Source organism: Paenibacillus sp. PastM-3 (genome assembly GCF_029893965.1).
In the GTDB taxonomy this organism is placed as follows: Bacteria; Bacillota; Bacilli; order Paenibacillales; family Paenibacillaceae; genus Paenibacillus_AQ.
Genome location: NZ_JARXXP010000044.1, coordinates 1 through 17,794, shown reverse-complemented (window position 1 = coordinate 17,794; position 17,794 = coordinate 1). Strand labels below are relative to the sequence as shown.

The window sequence follows — 17,794 nt, the reverse complement described above, 5'->3', positions numbered from 1 at the left end:
CTTCTCCGTTTCATAATCTTCATCATTCTGCAGCTTTTATTAAGTTCCCGTTCAGGTCATACTTATATTTTACGACTCTATTATCTGAATAACGAATTTCAGCTAATCTCCCATCAGCATCATATTCATAAGTTGTTAATTGCTGAATAACAATATCATCTATTGAAAGAGCTCCTCCATTTCTAATTCCCCACAAAAGATAATAGTTGTCTTGATTTCCAGTAGTGAAGGTTACTGTCTTAATTCCTTTCGTTCCTGAAACATCATTCCAACTTGTCCAGCCTAAAACTTCTACATTATCGATACCTCGGGCAAAAAAATAAAAGTGGCGATTAATATCTTCAGGTTGCATATCAATGGACTTATAAGAGAAGCTAACCGTATAGGTAGTATTCTTTAAAAACTTTACTCTACTTGTATCTGTAACTGCGATATTAGCCCATTCTATAGTCTTGGCAGAGTTTAGATAGGCAGAGAACATTCCAGTGGCAACTTTTAAAGGATCTTTAGTAATAATTCCAGAGTCAGGTAACAATCCCGTACTGCTAAAAGTACCCCGCTCAAAAGATTCACTAACTTTTCTGATGACTATATCATCTAAAGAAATAGCGCCCCCTTTATGAATCCCCCAGATCAAATAATAATTTTCTTTAGTTCCAGTCGTGAATGTTATTGTTTTCTTCCCCTTATTTCCGCTTGCCACACTCCATGTTGTCCAACCTTTATCCTCTTGATTGTCAGTACTTCTAGCTAAAAAGTAAAAGTAACGATTGGTATCTGAAGAGTCCATATCTAGTGATTTAAACGAAAAAGTGACATTGTAAGTTGTGTTTCCTTCAAATATATATTTATCCGGATTGCTATACGCAAACTCCTTCCAATCTTCGTTCACTGTTGAAGAAAGATACGCAGAGTATTGACCGCTAATTACTTTATCTGGTTCCTTTGTGAGAATACCCGAACCTGCTCTAAAGTATGTATCTGTAAAAGAACCCTTTTCAAAGGATTCACTAATCTTAATAATATCTATATCATCGATCGAAAGTGCTCCACCATTACAAATCCCCCAAATCAGGTAGTAATTCTCTTTAGCTCCGGTAGTAAAAGTTATGACCTTACTCCCACTGCTACCGCTGATATCATTCCAAGTCGTCCATCCTTTATCTTCAGTGTTATCCTGGCTTCTTGCCAGAAAATAAAAATACCGGCTACTGTCATTTGGCACCATACTTATAGATTTATATTTAAATGTAACTTGGTATGTAGTATTTTTTTCAAACTTCACCTTACTAGAGTCCGTATATGCAAACTCTTTCCACGTCTCGGACTGTAGGGAGCTAAGAAAAGCAGAATATTGCCCGCTGATTATTTTCGTCGGATCATTTGTTATACTGCCCGAGCCTGCAAGAAAATTCGTTTGAGTAAAAGTGCCCTTCTCAAAAGACTCACTGCCAGATGGAGCTTGTTTAACAATCTGGATGTCATCAATAGATAAGCTTCCTCCAGCATGAATGCCCCAGATTAAATAATAGTTATCCTTATTTCCTGTCGTAAGTGTTATTGTTCTTGTACCTGCGCTTCCACTTGCATCATTCCAACTAAAGTAACCTTTATCCTCTTTACCATCGGTACTGCGCGCAAGGAAATAAAAGAAGCGGTTTGGGTCCTGTGGCTGCATTTCGATCGATTTATAAGAAAATGTAACATTATAAGTCGTGTTTTTTTCAAATTTAACCTTTGCGGGGTCAGAATGATTGAATTCCTTCCACACCTCTGATGACTGAGCGCTTAATAAAGCAGAGTATTTTCCATTTACAACTTTTAGAGGATCATTGGTAATAGTCCCACTAACCGGAATATAATTACTCCCCGTATAAGTACCTGTTTCGAAATTCTCTTTAACAACCAATGCGTTTTCTGCAGCAAAAGCCTCATATTGAGGAAAGCCCAAGGATACTACAAGATAAATGATAATTATGTTGAATAATTTCATATTCTTTTTCAAAACAACTGCACCTCTTTTAGTGTAGTTTCCTTATTTACTGATAGTATCCCATTCTCATTCCCTTTTCCATTTCGCTCCATAATTCTCCTTCATCATCTACAAATTCACATCCTCGACAATCATAAGTTATCAGCTCGATTTTAGAAATAGTTGCATTTTGTCGAATATTAGGAACTTATGTAGAATTCCGGGATTATCATGCATTATATTTGACAATATGGAAAACTGCATAATTAATTGGCTGTTTTTCAAAAGAAATCAAGTCTAAAAGTTAACTTCTTTACTAATCACTTTTAATCTACATACCAAATAACACTCCGCCTAGAAGGACAGAATGTTATTTGCATCTAACATATCAATTACCAGCTATTATTAATGATTCTCACATCATCAATATCCAAATAAGCACCGGTGGTTTCTCCTCCAACAGCAAAACGTACTACGATATGCGTTGCATTAGGCAATGTGACAATATCCATATATTGATTATGCCACTGCCATCCACCATTACTTGCGACAGAGTGTGCTTCACCAATGTTAGTACCATTTTTGTCAAGTTGAATTACACTCATTTCTGCATGTCCACCTTGATTAAGGGTATATCGCAATGCTGCACTTAATGAGTAAGTTACATTAGCAGATACAGGTATAGGACTAGACTGAGCAAATTGATATGAGTTGGTAGTTCCTGTCCCCCCAAATAGTCTATACATGCATAAGCCCCCTGTAAAACCAACAGTATCAATAGGCACTCTCTCAGCACTAGGGTTTATACTAGCTCCATTTCTCCATGCAGTTGTCCAGAGATCCGGCAAATTATTAGTATTATCCTTCGTCTCAAAGCTGGCATTATCATTAATCTCTGCTGCACCAGCTAATTCAATCTGCACCTGATCTATATCCAGATAAGCTGATACCTCACCACCGACAGCAAACCTGACCGCAATGTGTGTGGTATTCGGTTGAGTAGTAAAAGTCTTGGAGTTGACCTTCCATGACCACCCCCCATTCCTATAACTGTTATGAATCTCATTCGTTGTTGAGCCGTCAGCTGCAAACTCTAATATACTCATATTTGCACTGCCCTGGGATAAAGCGTAAAGCATACTTGCAGAAAGCTTATAGGTCGCACCGCCGGCAACCGGAACTTTTTCGGAAAGAGCATACATATAAGAGGCCGCGTCGCCTGTCCCGCTAAATAAACGGTACTGGTTCTTCCCCTCTACACCAGGCAGATACGATACTATGGCCGCAAAAGCCCCTGAACTGTTCCCGTTTCTCCAAGCGACATCCCATTGATCCGGCTTACCATCATTGTTCTGATCCTTTTCAAAGCTAGCATTCCCGTTAAAAGCGATTTTTGCATGTGAAGTTGAAGCGGTTTGAATTACATTAGCGAAAGTAACCTTATCTACATCCAAAGTTGCGTTTTCTTCACCACCCACTGCGAAGCGAATGCGAATGGATGTTGCTTTTTCGAGTGTATCAAACGTAATTGAATTCTTATTCCACTTGCCCCCGCCAGATTTAAAGGTGCGTGAGGATTGTTGTATGGTATTGTTGCTGGCATCCGCCTGTATTACTGTCATTTCTGCCACTCCTGCTGAAAGCAAGTATTTCATGTAAGCTTGTATTCTATAGGTTGTCTTGCCGCTAACTGGAATGGAGTCAGATAAAACATATTGATAGGAGCTTGCATTCCCCTTACCGCTATTCAATCGGTAAATTCTCGTGCCATCGACTGAATTATCGGTAGACGTAGCATTTAATATAGTTGCGCTTGGTGAAGTACTGGAACCATTTCGCCAAGCTGTTTCCCAGAAATCCGGCAGATTATTTTGATTAGTATCCTTTTCAAAGCTGTAATTGTCATTGACCGGAAATGTGCTTACATTAAAGTTTCGCCATGGTTCACTAGTTGTTTTTTTACTTTTCAAGTTACCGTTAAGGTCATAGCTATAAAATGTTCTTATCGAAGTGTTATCATTTTCAATTCTAGTGCTGGAAGTCATCCGGCCATTAATGTCATAGGTATTGGTTACATATTGGGCGAATGCTTGATAAGGGAAGACAAGTAAACACGTTGTTAAAATCAATAAAACTCTATAAATACTCTTGAGACTCTTTAGCATAGTTGGTTGTACACCCTCCAAAATATGATTTGTTTAAAATTTTATAAATGATTAAATTACGATGCCATATTGATATACTTCATGAACTTGAACTATGCCTCCTTATCACTTTTCATACATCAACACATACAAAAAGCCCACGCAAACAGATCAACGTGGGCATAATTCATATTTGTGAAATCAACCACTTTCCGCCTGCCATAATCATATGACAAAGGGTAGGATTTGAAAATAGTGGTATTTTGTCGAATATCAAGCTATTTTGTAGATTATATTTTCTCAGCCAACCTGCGCATACCCCAACAATCTTTTAATCGACCGGTTCGCTTCCTGCAGTACAATCTCCTTATCCACCGTCTTCAGCAGCCCTTTATCCATCAGGATCTCCCCGTCGACAATCGTCGTCTCGACATCGGCGCGGGTGGCGGAGTAGACAATCCGGGAGATGGGATCGACGTCATAGGACGGAAAGGTGTGGAAGTTGTAGAGGTTCAGGATGGCCAGGTCGGCTTTTTTGCCTACCTCGATGCTGCCGATCTGGTCTTCCATGCCAACTGCCTTGGCGCCGCCGATGGTGGCCATGCGGAAGACGCTGCGTGCGTTCATCGTGGTCGGGCCGTGGTGGGGCTTCTGGATGACTGCGGCCAGCCGCATTTCGTTGAACATGTCGAGGTTGTTGTTGCACGGCGCGCCGTCGGCACCGAGACTGAGATGGATGTGATCGTGCAGCATGCCCGGCGTATCGGCAATACCTGAAGCCAGCTTCAGGTTAGAGCCCGGGCAGTGGCTGACATGCACCCCGCGGTCGCGCAGAATGCGTTTCTCCTCGGCGTCCAGCCAGACGCAGTGGGCCAGAATCAGACGTTCGTTCGCCAGCCCCAGGTGATCGAGGTACACAACATTGCGCATGCCGGTCATCGCCTGGACGATTTCGATTTCCCCCTGATTTTCCGAAGCGTGGGTGTGCACTTTGACATTGTAACGGGCCGACAGATCACGTACTTCCTTGAGCAGCGGCTCTGTACAGGAGATCACAAACCGCGGTGAAAAAGCGTACTGGATCCGCCCGTTGCCGTAGCCGTTCCATTTTTCCAGCAGATCCACACTTTCCTGCAGCGAAGCCGCCGTTTCCTCCTGCAGTGCTGCCGGAACGTCGCCGCCCTTCTGATCCATCATCACTTTGCCGGAGAGGGCACGGATGCCGCTTTTGGCAATCGCCTGGAACGCAAAATCCGTATGGTTGACCGTCTCCATATCGACAATTGTCGTCGTACCGCTGGAGATCAGCTCCCCGATCCCGAGCATGGCGGAATAATACAGCGATTCCTCATCGTGGGCAGCCTCCAGCGGCCAGATCCGTTTGCGCAGCCAGTCCATCAGCTCCAGGTCATCGCCTTTGCCGCGGAACAGCGTCTGGCAGAGATGAATATGCGTCTGCACAAAGCCGGGAATCACCGTGCGGTTCGTTGCATCAATAACCCGCTCATCCCCCTGTGCGGTAAGCCCGCTGCCGATCTCAACTATCAAATTATCTTTGATCCGGATATCCCCATGGAAGATTTCTTCCTGCTTGTTCATTGTAATAATCTCCGCGTTTTTGATCAGTATGTTGGCCATGTCCCGTTTCCCCCTCGTTCAATTCACAGATTGCTCACTCACTTCGTACAGCCAGATAACACAAAAAGGCCACAAAAATATGCCGCAGCATATTTTCGTAGCCAGAAATTTACGGTTCCCGGTAGAGACCCTTAAACCAATTATTAAGGATATACGAAAAAAAGGATTATTCAATTGGTTTTGAATAACCCCATAATAAACGAAGGACAAAGTTAATGTCAACTAAATTAACATTAAAATTAAAAACAACGGTGATAATCATAATTTATTCCATAAAAACAATGATTTCATGTTATTTTAAATAACACAAATTACATGTGTACTACCCCTGTGCAACCAGATTACTCTTTAACGCTATCCAGCACCTTTTCAAATACCGGAAAGCTTGCGGTACGCCCCGGGAAAAAAATCTCGCCTCTGCGTTCATATCCAAGCCCCGGATACAAAGCAAGCGCAGGAGTGTTCTTCGTATAGGTGTCCAGCCGGATGCTGCTGTACCCTGCCTCGCGGGCATATTCCTCGGCATAAGCGATCAGCTTCCGGGCAATGCCCTTGCCCTGGGCCTCCGGATGAACAGCCAGCCGGTGCATGATCAGCGCCTTGCCCTGCTCCTGTGACCACTTGATGCTCTGGTACAGCTCATTTTGGTGCTCGTCCAGCACAAGAATCCCGGCAACAGCGCCATTATCTATGTAAGCGTAGAGAGTCCCGTGTTCGATATCCTGTCCAATGATCTCACGGTTAGGATAGCTGTCATCCCACTGATCACTGCCTCCCGCCTGCATCACCTGTACACATCTGGCGATCAGCTCCATAATCTCTCCGATTTCCTCTGTCCGTGCTTTACGGATTTCATTACTGCCCATGGTATCCCTGCTTTCCTGCCTGATGATTTGAGTTGAACCTGTCTATGATGACTTATTAGTGAAGTTTATCACATCAGGGGACAAATTCAATAGCCCGGCTTCCGTTCTGTACAGCGCAGCAGGGCCTGCCCGCACAATTCGGGCAAGCCCATGTTGGTTTAGCCGAGCTCCAGCTTATGCCCGTCCTCGAAGCCCTTGGCGAAACCGGCGTCGAACCCCACGTTGTATGCTTCGGTGTAGCCCTGCTGATAGGCGTCTCCCGGCGGGGTTTCCGGAGGGACGCCGAGATCCGGGGGGAGCGGAACGACCAGCGGGGCAGCCGGTGTTACCTGCACCGGAGGCTGAACAACCACCTGAACTCTCCGGGCCGCAATCCGGCGGCGAAGTCTTCTTTTCTTGCGCAGCAGCAGTCCTCTCTTGGTCTTGCCTGAGCGCAGTTTGCGGAGTTTGCGGCCGGCTCCTCTGCGGATCTTCGCTTTGCGCGTCACCAGCAGGGTGCGTCTCTTGGCTGCCCGGCCTGAACGCTTGATTGCTTTCTTTCTCTTCATCCTTCTACTCCTCCTGTACTCCATGTGCTCTTCGCGGCGTCCTTTGCGCATGCTTGTTAAGCCATGGTGCCGCAGGCTTCCCCTGCTTGGGCTGATGCAGCGAAATACCGGACATCATCCGGCACATGGCGCTTTGATATTGGCTCAGGATTCTGATATTGTCACTCAGCTTGCGGGCCGTCAGCTCCGATTGCCCCGTAATTTCGGCGATACTCTCCAGAATCGCAGCCAGTGCGGCCTGGCTGCGGGCAATGGAGCGGATCATCTCCAGCTTGACGGCGTGTTCGGAGAGAAGCCCGCCGCTCATTTGCTGTCGTCCCCGAAGTCGAAGCCGTCACCGGACATGCCGCCGAAGCCTTCGCCGCCTTCATCCTCGCCGCTGCCCAGCACCGCCTTCAGGTTGCTGTACAGCCCGTTTTCCAGCTTGGTCAGCCCCTCCACCATCTCCACAATTACCTCGTGGATCGAGAGGGTTTCCTTCAGCTGCTCTTCATGGTTGTCGAAGGATCTCGCATGGATATGATGATGTGTCCACTGCTTTACCTTTTCCGCCTCTACCGCTTTGGCCTCGAGAATCATCGCGATATTCCACTGGATAGTAGCGGTCGACTCCAGCATTTGCAGATAAGCTTTTTCCCTGCTCATGTTCCGCCTCCTGCTCTTTAAGCGCTACTCTTCTTCCTGGCCGCCCAGTTCCTTGATTACACGGCCTACCCCTTCAGCCATCGCCTCTTCCAGATCAGCAAGTGCGTTCAAATAAGCGATGATATTTTTGTTGACCTGGCTGTGGCTTTCGACCAGTCCGCTGAAACCGCCGAAATCAGGCTCCGCATCCGGCAGATCATGGACTATTTGCGACATACGGACGGCAACGTGGCGTTCGGCGTCAAGAATCCGCGCCATCTGTTCGTGCGTATGGGCCATGTGCTGCAGCACTTTGGTTATTTTATTCTGCACCTTCATGTCTCCTTTGCTCAAACGCCCTGCTACAGCATATGCGGCTGAAGCCCTGTCGGTGCGGAGGAACCCGGAATGCTGCGCTGCAGATCCTATGAACATTTGGAGGATATTGACAGACCGAAGGCCCTGAGAATATGCTGAATGCTGGAATGAATGGTCTTTTTTCACATAAAAGTCCTATAGCAGCATGTATAAATGGATTGGAGGAGCGCTATGAAAATTACAAGTAACCGCCTGGATTTACAGGCCATGACTGCGGCAGAGCTGTCTGTCAGTACCCTCAGCTGCACCGCGGCCTCATTGGAGCAGGCTCTTGGCTACAGGCTGGCCCCGGCCATTCTGGACGATGAAATGCTGTATGCGCTCAAGGTACGCCATTCCAAGGTGCTGCAGAACGCAGAGCATTATTTGTGGTATACGTGCTGGGCTGTCATTCAACGGGAGGAGCAGGAAATTATCGGCTTCCTGATTCTGAAAGGCCGGCCGAACGGACAGGGCGAGGTTATAATCGGCTATATCATTGATGAACAGTATTGGGGCAAGGGGTACGGAACGGAGGCGGTACGGTGTCTTAATGAGTGGATTTTCAGCCATGAGGAGGCACAGTGGGTCATTGCTGATACAGAGCCGGACAATACCGCCTCCCACAGGCTGCTGCAGCATCTGGGTGCTGAACCCTACCGCGAGACCGATGAGCTGATCTGGTGGAGGGTTGGCCGGCCGCAAGAACAAACCTGACTACACATTCAATTCATAAAAAAATCGTCAATATCATCCAGTCCCATAAGGATTTCGCTTTCCTGTACTTCGTTCGCCCTGGCCAGCTCCTGGCTTGCCCTTAACTGCAGTCCTACCAGTCTGCCGCAATCATATGCGAGGCTTGTCAGCTTGTTCAGCTCTTCATATTCCAGGTAGATCCGTCCCAGAATCAGCTGATATTCAGCATCAATTGACGAGACCGCATCCAGATAGATCCGGCGGATGTCATCCCTACTAACTGTCAGCTGATATTTGATCAGGCTGAAGGCCGCTCCTACGCTTTTCATGACTGCAACGAAATTGTCGATCATATATACGAGCGTTACGGAGACAATTCCGGTCAGCATCCCGCCAAGCACACCGGCAATCAGATCTGCAAAAGGAGCGGCCGGGGTTGTTTTGAGATAGGCGGCAAAGCTTTCGGTCAATATTACTCCGGCTGAAGCTGTAACGGCTGCAGTCAATATTTTGGAGGCTTCCAGCAGCGCCTGGCTCTGCCCCATTCCGTGCGGAGGATTGATCAGTAATTTGAAGGCTCTGATCAGGGCATGTATGCTGTCATTCAGCATCCGGGCCATATTCCTGGAGGTGGTTGCAAACGTATTAATCAGGATCGTTATCAGGTTTGCGGTGAAGCCGCCGGCCAGCCCCTCGCCAAAAGCTCTGGCGATATCCTTTGCCTTTGCCGCCATCCTTGCTTGCAGCCGCATACAGAGATTACTGAACTCTTCTATTCTTCTTGATAAAGTCCCATAGCTCTTAAACTGTCTGAAATATTCGGTCATTTCCGGGATCAGCGCCGCCTGCAGCTCATAAAGGAACATCCCCAGTGCCTGCTTCTTCCCCATCCGCAAGCCCTGATCCACACCGCTTGACAGCACTCCGGATGCATAATATTTGCTCTTGGCCCGCCGGACTGTGGACTGGACATGCTGCTTAGCTTCCTTATTCTTCCGGGCAGCCGCCTCCGGATTGATTTCATAATGCTGGGCGTTGGTCTCGCCTGGATTCCGCCTGTTCTGGCGGGCCATCCACTGCTCCAGATCCTTATCGCTTTTTGACTGATTCAAGCTGGAGTCTGTCCAGGCCAGATTCTTATCGGAGGTCGCCATTTCATTACGCTGCTCAGCAGACATATAGAGGCGCGCCCCGTTATTGTCGTGAACCGCCTTGGCGGAGACAATGTGATCCAGATGGGTTGTCCCGTCTTTCTTAAGTATTTTTCCGGTATAGTCATCCGTAATTTGGCTGCTGGTTTGAAATGTAAGCTTCCGCTTCTTCGGGAAATCCTTTTCGTAATTCTTTCGGTCAAAAGCTTCCGTGTACCGCTCTGAGGTGGCCTCATCCGCAAAGATCCCCTTCCCGGCGTTATGAAGTGTCGTTACATTCCCGCCGTTCCTGTAGCTGTCAAAGACAGGCCCGAGCCCAAACTGGCTGATTAGCGTATTCAGCGTTGTTTCCTTATACTTTGCCAGAAGCTCCAGTACATGATTAATCTCCAGCGTCTTTTGGCCTAAAGTAATTTCCTTAAGCTCTACCTCTAATAATGAAGTCATTTCCAGAACATTTCCGGACATGGCCATCCCCCTTTACACCCCCGCTTCCATTGTTATGCGTTTGCTCCAACAGCCCGGTTCAACAGCTGCGCCCCGGCTTTGGTATTATTGACAAGCGCTCCCAGCCGCTGCTTGGCTTCCGGTGTAAGCTGGGTATAGTCTGTAGTCAATGTACGGCACTGCAGAAGCATGCCGCGCAGCCCGTCCGAGGCCGCGGTGCTCAGTGCCGTAATCTCCTGGATTTCTTTACGGGTGGCTTCTATGGCCTTGACATGTTTGCGGATCTTCGCAGCCTCCATGCTGGCCTGTTCGGCAATCTTCTTGTTTTTGCCGCTTTTCAGTAAACCGGCGGTCACAAGTGCACCTCCGCCTATCGCCCAGCCGACCGGACCCGCCAGTCCAAGCAGCGCGGTTCCTGCTGCTGTTCCGCCGCCGCCGGCAACCAGCGCGCCGCCTCCCAGCCAGGCAAGGGCAGCATTCGTTGCTGCTGCACCGCTAAGCGTAGCGATAGCTGTGCCAGTCGAAGCCGTGCCAAATGTAGTAGCAATAGCAAGCGCAGCGGTCGGCCCAAAAGCAGCCACACCAATACCAGCTGCCACACCTGTTGCCGCCGTTCCGCCGGAGGTGAAATTAGCCTTGCTGATCTCCTTTTCAAGGGTGTCCAGCAAACCGGAGAACCTCTTGGACTCAATCTTTATGATCTTGAGCTCGGTATCCAGAGCCGCCGGCTTATTGCGCATACTATTTATAAACTCCCAGGATTCATCGACTGCGGACTTGAGCAATCTCCGCTTGCCCAGCAGCTGCTCTGCATCTCCTACAAGCCGCTTGTTTTCCGATTCATATCTGGATTGTTCTGCCTTCATATTACGGATAGCCGTTTCGCGCAAATCCTTGTTAAACATATGTACGCCCCTTTCAGCACTCTAAATATGTAGTTCAAAAGACGCAGGACCAATGATCCGCATGTACAGTATATCTAAAATCTGGATACTTGGGTACTATCACTCCAGTAAAGCAAACTTTACAACCTGTCTATCGTAAAAAGAGACACCCTTCCCCAAGTGAGAAGAATGTCTCTTGCAAATCCCGATCGTTTTTTTCAAAGAATAGCTCAAGGCTTACGGCAGCGTGTTACCCAGCTTTTGCCCGGCCTCCTGCAGAGACTCGAACGTTCCCGCGTCGCTCCACCATTCCTTGAGCACATCGTAGCTGAGCTTACCCTCCCCGGCATAAATGTTGTTCACGTCGGTAATCTCCAGCTCGCCGCGCCCTGAAGGAGCAATCCGCTTAATAATGCCGAACACTGCCTCATCGTACATATAAATACCGGTCACGCAAAAATTCGTCTTCGGCTGCTCCGGCTTTTCTTCAATATAAGCGATCAGGGACGCATCCTTGTCGTCAAATACAGGAACCCCGTACCTGCGGGCATCCTCTACCGGCTTCAGCAGCACCTTGGCCGTCCCTGGCGGCTGCTCTGCGTATTTCTCCATATAAGGCGTCAGATCCTCCAAAAAAAGATTGTCGCCCAGCAGCACGACAAACCGTTCGCCCGGGAGAATGAATCCTTCCGCCAGCTCCAGCGCTTCTGCGATGCCTCCCGCAGCCTCCTGGATTTTGTAGGTCAAGTTTACGCCGAATTCCGCACCACTGCCCAGAAAATCCGTATACTGCCCCGCAGACTGCTTGCTGATGATCAGGAGAATATCGGTTATCCCGCCCCGGCGCAGCCGGTCAATACCGTAACACACCATAGGATATTTGCCGACCGGAAGCAAATGTTTGTTCATCAGCCGGGTCAGCGGATGTAGCCTTGTTCCCTTTCCGCCCGCCAGTATGACTCCTTTCACTTACTTTCCTCCTTTTTATCTATGTCATTAGCCTTTGGGCTGGCAGGTCAGATGAATTGTGCCGGATCCAAATGCCATTTCTCTATAAAAAGCCTGCGGTTACGCTCCACCAGCTCATGAAGCTCCGCGGAATGGACCTGCCTGAAGCTCGCGCTTCCCTCATGATGCACCAGGCAGTCCCCGCCGATCAGCAGCCGGAAGCCCTTCAGCCGGGCACGGTAGCAATAATCATCGTCCTCGTAATGTCCCGGTGAATACCGCTCATCCAGCAGGCCGACACGGTCGAGTACTGCTCTTTTGAACAAAAAGCATAAGCCTACAAGCCGCACCGTCTCTTTCCATTTCAGGGGATCAGAGATGTTAGCCGTCTCAGCCTCAATGTGAAAACCGGATATATCGGCATAAGACGTTCTTACCTGCTGCCGGCCGCTGGCGTAATTCGTCACCGGCCCGACAATGCCGATGTCCGCTGCGCTGTACAGAGCCGCCCTCAGGTTGGCCAGCCAGTTATGCGAGACAATAACATCATTGTTCAGCAGCAGCAGCTCATCCCCCGAAGCCAGCTGCAGCCCCAGGTTACAGGCGGCCGGAAAACCGCGGTTCTCCGGAAGGGAGATCACCGCCAGCTTGTTGCTGCGGCAATAGGCGGCCGTACCGTCGTTAGAGGCGTTGTCGACCACGATAATTTCATAAGACGAATCTGTATAACGTCTGATCGATTCGACACAGGCCTCAAGCAGCTTCTGCCCGTTATAGGTTGGAATAATGATGCTGGTCTTGGTCATAGGGCGTTCCTCCAGGCGGCCAGCTGGCTGCGCTGCTCCTGCAGGCTGCCGGCGCCGGCATTGGCTCCGCTCAGCATCAGAACCGCCTTGAGCGCTTCCGCATGATCACCAACAATCAGCTGCTCCACCCTGTTTCCGGCGCCTGTGTTATCCTGCCGCAGCCGGTTTTGCTTGAATACATTGACTGTGCCTGCCTTTTCCACCCGCAGCTGCTTCAGCAGCGAGAGTGCCTGCGCTTTGGGCGGCACCATCAGCTCCCGGTAACCGATCACTTCCAGCGCACGCCGGGACAGGGCATGGGGTACTGCGGTCATCGAGCAGGCTCCGAGATCACTCCGGCCGAGCACCATGTTGAGATACAGCTTGCAGCGGGTAACATGATCACTGAGTCCAAAAGGCGGCAGCAGGCTATCCAGATCATTCAGCGCCACATCAACCCCGCCGTCTACCGCTGCGGCAAAACCGGACAGCTGCGGCGCCGGAATAACCATATCGCCGTCCAGGAACAGCAGGATATCGCCTCTGCTGAGCTTGGCGCCAAGCGAACGGCCCACATCATGGCCGGCCGGCTCGGGAACATGCACGACCGTTGCCTGCCTGCACAGCCGGGCCAGCTGAAAGCTGTTGTCTGTGCAGCCATTGAGCACGACGATAATCTCGGCAGGTGCCAGCCGCTGCACCTGCTTCAGCAGCAGCGGCAAGGTCTTCGCCTCATTCCTTGCCGAGATAATGACAGACAGCGTCCCCCGCAGCTTGCGGGGGAGCTTTTGTGTCTGTTTCGCGCCGGCCGCCGGGCGCTTGGCTGCGGTTGTGCGGCGGGGTTTCCGCGCAGCGCCGGATGCGGGGCGGCTGGCAGCGGTACGCGGCGCTGCGTTTGCAGAGCGGCGGCCACCGGCGGCCCGGGATGCAGAGCGGACAGCGGAGACTTGCAGCTCCGCTGATACAGAGCGGACGGCGGAGTCCCGCGGGGCAGCATCGGCAGGGAGGGTGGCGGAGTCTTCCAGTCCTGCTGATACAGAGCGGACGGCGGATTCCCGCGGTGCAGCACCGGCAGGGAGGGTGGCGAAGTCTTGCAGCTCCGCTAATACAGAGCGGACGGCGGATTCCCGCGGTGCAGCATCGGCAGGGAGGGTGGCGGAGTCTTCCAGCTCCGCTAATACAGAGCGGACGGCGGAGTCCCGCGGTGCAGCACCGGCAGGGAGGGTGGCGAAGTCTTCCAGTCCTGCTGATGCCGCACGGTTGTCTAAAGCGCTGGGCGCAGAAGCCTGCCGTTTCTGCTTACGCTGTTTTCCCTGTTTCTTCGATTTTGCAGCGTTCATCTCACCATCTCCCTTCGCCGGCCTGCATCGCTGTAACCGGCCCTTTCGCCTCTGCGCTCCAGCAGCAGACCCATGGCCTCCAGATGGTCACTGAGAATGACCTCCTGCAGAGGGTCTCTGCCGCCCTCCTTGCGGCGGACCGCATTCATCCGGCCGACCGGCACTTTATGCACGGCCTTCATCTGTAGTCCTTCCAGCACTGCACGGGCATGCGCAAGCGGCGGCCTGGACAGGATAGCGCTGCCGAGTGCTGTCAGCGCCTTCCGGCTGAGCGCATGGGGCACCGCAGTAAGCGAATATCCGTTCAGATCCGGCCGGCCAAGCATAACATTGAGTGTATACTTGGAGAGTATCACCGGATGCGGTATCCGGCTGCTGACCGGACCGGAATAATCATTAAGCGCTACATCAGCACCGCTGCTGACTGCTTCTACGAATGGACGCAGCTCTGCCGCGGAAATGACCAGATCCCCGTCAGTAAACAGCAGGATTTCCCCCCTGGCTGCCTCCGCTCCGACACTCCGCCCAACATCATGTCCAAGCGGCTGGGGAAACGTAATCACCTTCGCTCCCATCCGGTGCGCAATTTCGGCTGTATTGTCGGCTGAACCATTGACTATCACAATAACCTCACAGCGCGGATGAACGCCTCTTGCTCCGGCAATGACTGCAGCGATCGTCCGCGCCTCATTCATAGCGGGGATTATTACCGACACAACGGGCTCGGGGTGGTTTACTGCAGGCAGGGCTTCTGCCGTCTGCCGCTGCGGCCGGAGGTTTCTCCGCACTGCTTGGGAAGCCCGCCGCCCCGAGCGGCGGGCAGATGTCCGTTTACGCTGTTTCAAGCTCATCCACCTTCCTTCGGAGGGCATACTCCCGGGCTGAGGGTTACACCACAGTTTATGTAAACTGCCGTCTCCTGCAACGGCAGATGTCTCCCTTTGTACAGAAAATCGGACAGATGCCGCGGTGCGGACACTGCCGCCACATTTACAAAAGCTTTCCTCGCCAGCTGCTAACGTTACTTTTCAACCTAGTCACACATATATGTACTCTTCACCAGCTTCTCCGCGCACCACATACACTCGTTAAACTACCTCAGTTACTAACAATGTTACTTTTACACAACCAAAACCACCTGACCCCTTGTTACCTACCACACCGTCCTTCTACAAACAACCTGGCCCATTGTTCAGTGATCAAGCCCCATTAAGGGGAAATTTCCCTTTGTTTCGCCTGCGGGCACGCCGATCGAGGCCCTTTAAGGGGAAATTTCCCTTTATTTCGCCTGCGGGCACGCCGATCGAGGCCCTTTAAGGGGAAATTTCCCTTTATTTCGCCTGCGGGCACGCGGATCGAGGCCCTTTAAGGGGAAATTTCCCTTTATTTCGCCTGCGGGCACGCCGATCGAGACCCATTAAGGGGAATATTCCCTTTATTTCGCCTGCGGGCACGCGGATCGAGGCCCTTTAAGGGGAATATTCCCTTTATTTCGCCTGCGGGCACGCGGATCGAGGCCCATTAAGGGGAAATTTCCCTTTATTTCCTCTCCCTTCATTTGTCCGCACCCGCCATTGCCTGAATCCGAAATCTGTTACACTTCGGTCTTTCGTTACCATCTACTCATGCCATTTTTTGAAACCGCCAGTACTTTGCCGCCTTCATCGCCCCTCCACACCCAAATCCGCAGCAAAAAGCGCAGCCTCACGGCTGCGCCTGATTAATAGAAACAAATACCACAACAGCCTGCAGGCTATAACACCCGCAGGCTGTTGTACAGCGGTCAGTCAAACGCCCGGTGCTCGACCTGCGGTTTGACAGGCGGAGTGCCGAGGGCAATCCAGGATAACACGCCATAGAAATGCGGCGTTTCGCGCAGCCTGTGAATGTTCACAACCGCTTCTCCGACGCCTCTACTCTTCAGTGAAGCAAGGAAATACGGCTGGTTGGTCATAGCCACGAACACATAACCGGTATGGCCGAAGCCCTCATCAAAGGTTACTGTGACTTCCACGCTCTCCGCATTGCCGTTAAACATGAACGCCGTCATGCCAAACTGTTGCAGCACCTGCCGGTTTCCTGAGCTCTGCACCGGACTGAAGGACAGGTGCTCCGCAGAGACTGCACCTTGAGCCAGATGGTCACCGGTAACGGCACCAGCTGCAATGTGGTAGCTCTGCACACTTTCTTCCTCAAGGTGCCGGGATTGAACGGCAAAAGAGGCCAGCTTAGCTGCATCCACTGCTTCGTCTGCAATTGCGGAAGTACCAACGGCCTGCTCAGCCAGATGCTCCTCCCCGATACTGCCGGAAGCCAGCTTGATGCCGGTGATGCTGCCATCCGGCAGCAGATCAGCCGAACGGACTTCTTCCGCCAGATGCGTCAGCTTGATCGTTTCCGGCAGCAGGTGCCGCTCCTCCAGAATGCCGTCAGCCAAATGCTCGCCGTACACACTTTCCGGCTGCAAATGGTGTGAATGCACGGCTCCGTCTGCCAGCTTCTCAGCGTCAATGCTGCCGGCAGACAGCATGTCGTTGTTCAGCGTCCATTCAGCCAGATGTTCGGCCGTGATGCTACCGCTGCGGATATGGCGGCTGTCTACCGCTTCAGGAGCCAGATGGCCTCCGTATACGCTGCCCGGAGCCAGCTGGAAAGAACCCACCGAGCCTTCAGCCAGCTTCGCTGCACCGATACTACCGTCAGGCAGCAGATCTGCTGTCTGCACTTCCTCGGCCAAATGTTTCAGTGCGACGCTGCCGTTGCGGATGTGCCGGCTATCCACTGCTTCTGAAGCCAGGTGGCCGCCATAGATGCTGCCTGGAGCCAGCTGGAAGGAGCTGATTGAGCCTTCAGCCAGCTTCGCTGCACTGATGCTGCCGTCAGGCAGCAGATCAGGCGTCAGTGTCCCCTCGGCCAGATGCTTCAGCGTAATGCTGCCGCTACGGATATGGCGGCTGTCTACCGCTTCAGGAGCCAGGTGGCCTCCGTATACACTTCCGGCAGCCAGTTTACGCGAACCGATGCTGCCGTCCGCCAGCTTATCGGCACCGATGCCGCCTTCAGGCAGCCACTCTGCGCTGCGTACTTCACCGGCCAGATGCTCCAGCGTGATCTCACCTTCGCCGATATGGCGGCCTTCCACCGCATTGTCTGCCAGCTTATCGGCATCGATGCTGCCGTCAGGCAGCCACTCTGCGCTGCGCACTTCACCGGCCAGATGTTCCAGCGTGATCTCACCTTCGCCGATGTGACGGCCTGCTACCGCATTGTCTGCCAGCTTATCGGCACCGATGCCGCCTTCAGGCAGCCACTCTGCGCTGCGTACTTCACCGGCCAGATGCTCCAGCGTAATCTCACCTTCACCGATATGGCGGCCTGCTACCGCATTGTCTGC

General features: G+C 51.2%; 16 protein-coding genes and 1 riboswitch. Of the genes, 1 reads left to right on the top strand and 15 read right to left on the bottom strand.

The window, feature by feature from the left end; genetic code table 11:
• Positions 1 to 22: 22 nt before the first annotated feature.
• The 8 genes from M2108_RS29815 to M2108_RS29780 form a co-directional block, all read right to left on the bottom strand.
• Positions 23 to 2,005 (bottom strand): RHS repeat domain-containing protein, encoded by a 1,983-nt coding sequence (locus M2108_RS29815; protein ID WP_277473076.1) that lies wholly within the window; start codon positions 2,003 to 2,005, stop codon positions 23 to 25.
• 359 nt (positions 2,006 to 2,364) lie between these two features.
• Complete coding sequence (locus M2108_RS29810) at positions 2,365 to 4,137, bottom strand: hypothetical protein (protein WP_277506461.1); 1,773 nt, start codon at positions 4,135 to 4,137, stop codon at positions 2,365 to 2,367.
• 279 nt (positions 4,138 to 4,416) lie between these two features.
• Positions 4,417 to 5,754 carry a 5'-deoxyadenosine deaminase gene (locus M2108_RS29805; protein ID WP_277473074.1) on the bottom strand — a complete coding sequence of 446 codons (1,338 nt, stop codon included), beginning with the start codon at positions 5,752 to 5,754 and terminating at the stop codon, positions 4,417 to 4,419.
• A gap of 78 nt (positions 5,755 to 5,832) precedes the next feature.
• Positions 5,833 to 5,931: riboswitch (purine riboswitch) on the bottom strand.
• Between the two features lie 164 nt (positions 5,932 to 6,095).
• The gene (locus M2108_RS29800; protein WP_277473073.1) at positions 6,096 to 6,620 is read right to left on the bottom strand and encodes a GNAT family N-acetyltransferase; all 525 of its coding nucleotides are present in this window, start codon (positions 6,618 to 6,620) and stop codon (positions 6,096 to 6,098) included.
• 158 nt (positions 6,621 to 6,778) lie between these two features.
• Positions 6,779 to 7,168 carry a hypothetical protein gene (locus M2108_RS29795; RefSeq protein WP_039876756.1) on the bottom strand — a complete coding sequence of 130 codons (390 nt, stop codon included), beginning with the start codon at positions 7,166 to 7,168 and terminating at the stop codon, positions 6,779 to 6,781.
• A 4-nt stretch (positions 7,169 to 7,172) separates the two neighbouring features.
• Complete coding sequence (locus tag M2108_RS29790; RefSeq protein ID WP_277473072.1) at positions 7,173 to 7,475, bottom strand: hypothetical protein; 303 nt, start codon at positions 7,473 to 7,475, stop codon at positions 7,173 to 7,175.
• A complete protein-coding gene (locus M2108_RS29785) occupies positions 7,472 to 7,813 on the bottom strand; it encodes an alpha-helical endospore appendage domain-containing protein (RefSeq protein WP_068721995.1) in 342 nt (113 codons plus the stop codon). Before M2108_RS29785 ends, M2108_RS29790 begins: the two co-directional genes overlap by 4 nt.
• A gap of 24 nt (positions 7,814 to 7,837) precedes the next feature.
• The gene (locus M2108_RS29780; RefSeq protein ID WP_481856966.1) at positions 7,838 to 8,131 is read right to left on the bottom strand and encodes a nucleoside-diphosphate sugar epimerase; all 294 of its coding nucleotides are present in this window, start codon (positions 8,129 to 8,131) and stop codon (positions 7,838 to 7,840) included.
• 210 nt (positions 8,132 to 8,341) lie between these two features.
• Here M2108_RS29780 and M2108_RS29775 point away from each other — a divergent pair, with 210 nt between their 5' ends.
• On the top strand, positions 8,342 to 8,866 hold the full coding sequence (locus tag M2108_RS29775) for a GNAT family N-acetyltransferase (protein WP_277473069.1): 525 nt from the start codon (positions 8,342 to 8,344) through the stop codon (positions 8,864 to 8,866).
• An 8-nt stretch (positions 8,867 to 8,874) separates the two neighbouring features.
• Here the strand turns inward: M2108_RS29775 and M2108_RS29770 are convergent, their stop codons facing one another.
• From M2108_RS29770 to M2108_RS29740, 7 genes are all read right to left on the bottom strand, one after another.
• The gene (locus M2108_RS29770) at positions 8,875 to 10,464 is read right to left on the bottom strand and encodes a hypothetical protein (protein WP_277473068.1); all 1,590 of its coding nucleotides are present in this window, start codon (positions 10,462 to 10,464) and stop codon (positions 8,875 to 8,877) included.
• 32 nt (positions 10,465 to 10,496) lie between these two features.
• Positions 10,497 to 11,348 (bottom strand): DNA polymerase III subunit gamma/tau, encoded by an 852-nt coding sequence (locus M2108_RS29765; protein ID WP_277473067.1) that lies wholly within the window; start codon positions 11,346 to 11,348, stop codon positions 10,497 to 10,499.
• 216 nt (positions 11,349 to 11,564) lie between these two features.
• Complete coding sequence (locus tag M2108_RS29760) at positions 11,565 to 12,296, bottom strand: sugar phosphate nucleotidyltransferase (protein ID WP_277473066.1); 732 nt, start codon at positions 12,294 to 12,296, stop codon at positions 11,565 to 11,567.
• A gap of 47 nt (positions 12,297 to 12,343) precedes the next feature.
• Positions 12,344 to 13,081: a glycosyltransferase family 2 protein gene (locus M2108_RS29755; protein WP_277473065.1), complete on the bottom strand. Its 738-nt coding sequence runs from the start codon at positions 13,079 to 13,081 to the stop codon at positions 12,344 to 12,346.
• Positions 13,078 to 14,400, bottom strand: coding sequence for a glycosyltransferase family 2 protein (locus M2108_RS29750; RefSeq protein ID WP_277473064.1), 1,323 nt, complete (start codon positions 14,398 to 14,400; stop codon positions 13,078 to 13,080). The genes M2108_RS29755 and M2108_RS29750 overlap by 4 nt, the downstream gene beginning before the upstream one ends.
• Positions 14,397 to 15,251 (bottom strand): glycosyltransferase family 2 protein, encoded by an 855-nt coding sequence (locus M2108_RS29745; protein ID WP_277473063.1) that lies wholly within the window; start codon positions 15,249 to 15,251, stop codon positions 14,397 to 14,399. The genes M2108_RS29750 and M2108_RS29745 overlap by 4 nt, the downstream gene beginning before the upstream one ends.
• A 932-nt stretch (positions 15,252 to 16,183) precedes the next feature.
• The coding region (locus M2108_RS29740; protein WP_277473062.1) for a WIAG-tail domain at positions 16,184 to 17,794 on the bottom strand (1,611 nt) is incomplete at its 5' end.

What these genes read in the sequence shown, in the direction of transcription:
- M2108_RS29810 (WP_277506461.1), bottom strand. Translation starts at nt 4,137, where the DNA reads ATGCTAAAGAGTCTCAAGAGTATTTATAGAGTTTTATTGATTTTAACA.
- M2108_RS29805 (WP_277473074.1), bottom strand. Translation starts at nt 5,754, where the DNA reads ATGGCCAACATACTGATCAAAAACGCGGAGATTATTACAATGAACAAG.
- M2108_RS29800 (WP_277473073.1), bottom strand. Translation starts at nt 6,620, where the DNA reads ATGGGCAGTAATGAAATCCGTAAAGCACGGACAGAGGAAATCGGAGAG.
- M2108_RS29795 (WP_039876756.1), bottom strand. Translation starts at nt 7,168, where the DNA reads ATGAAGAGAAAGAAAGCAATCAAGCGTTCAGGCCGGGCAGCCAAGAGA.
- M2108_RS29790 (WP_277473072.1), bottom strand. Translation starts at nt 7,475, where the DNA reads ATGAGCGGCGGGCTTCTCTCCGAACACGCCGTCAAGCTGGAGATGATC.
- M2108_RS29785 (WP_068721995.1), bottom strand. Translation starts at nt 7,813, where the DNA reads ATGAGCAGGGAAAAAGCTTATCTGCAAATGCTGGAGTCGACCGCTACT.
- M2108_RS29780 (WP_481856966.1), bottom strand. Translation starts at nt 8,131, where the DNA reads ATGAAGGTGCAGAATAAAATAACCAAAGTGCTGCAGCACATGGCCCAT.
- M2108_RS29775 (WP_277473069.1), top strand. Translation starts at nt 8,342, where the DNA reads ATGAAAATTACAAGTAACCGCCTGGATTTACAGGCCATGACTGCGGCA.
- M2108_RS29770 (WP_277473068.1), bottom strand. Translation starts at nt 10,464, where the DNA reads ATGTCCGGAAATGTTCTGGAAATGACTTCATTATTAGAGGTAGAGCTT.
- M2108_RS29765 (WP_277473067.1), bottom strand. Translation starts at nt 11,348, where the DNA reads ATGTTTAACAAGGATTTGCGCGAAACGGCTATCCGTAATATGAAGGCA.
- M2108_RS29755 (WP_277473065.1), bottom strand. Translation starts at nt 13,081, where the DNA reads ATGACCAAGACCAGCATCATTATTCCAACCTATAACGGGCAGAAGCTG.
- M2108_RS29750 (WP_277473064.1), bottom strand. Translation starts at nt 14,400, where the DNA reads ATGAACGCTGCAAAATCGAAGAAACAGGGAAAACAGCGTAAGCAGAAA.
- M2108_RS29745 (WP_277473063.1), bottom strand. Translation starts at nt 15,251, where the DNA reads ATGAGCTTGAAACAGCGTAAACGGACATCTGCCCGCCGCTCGGGGCGG.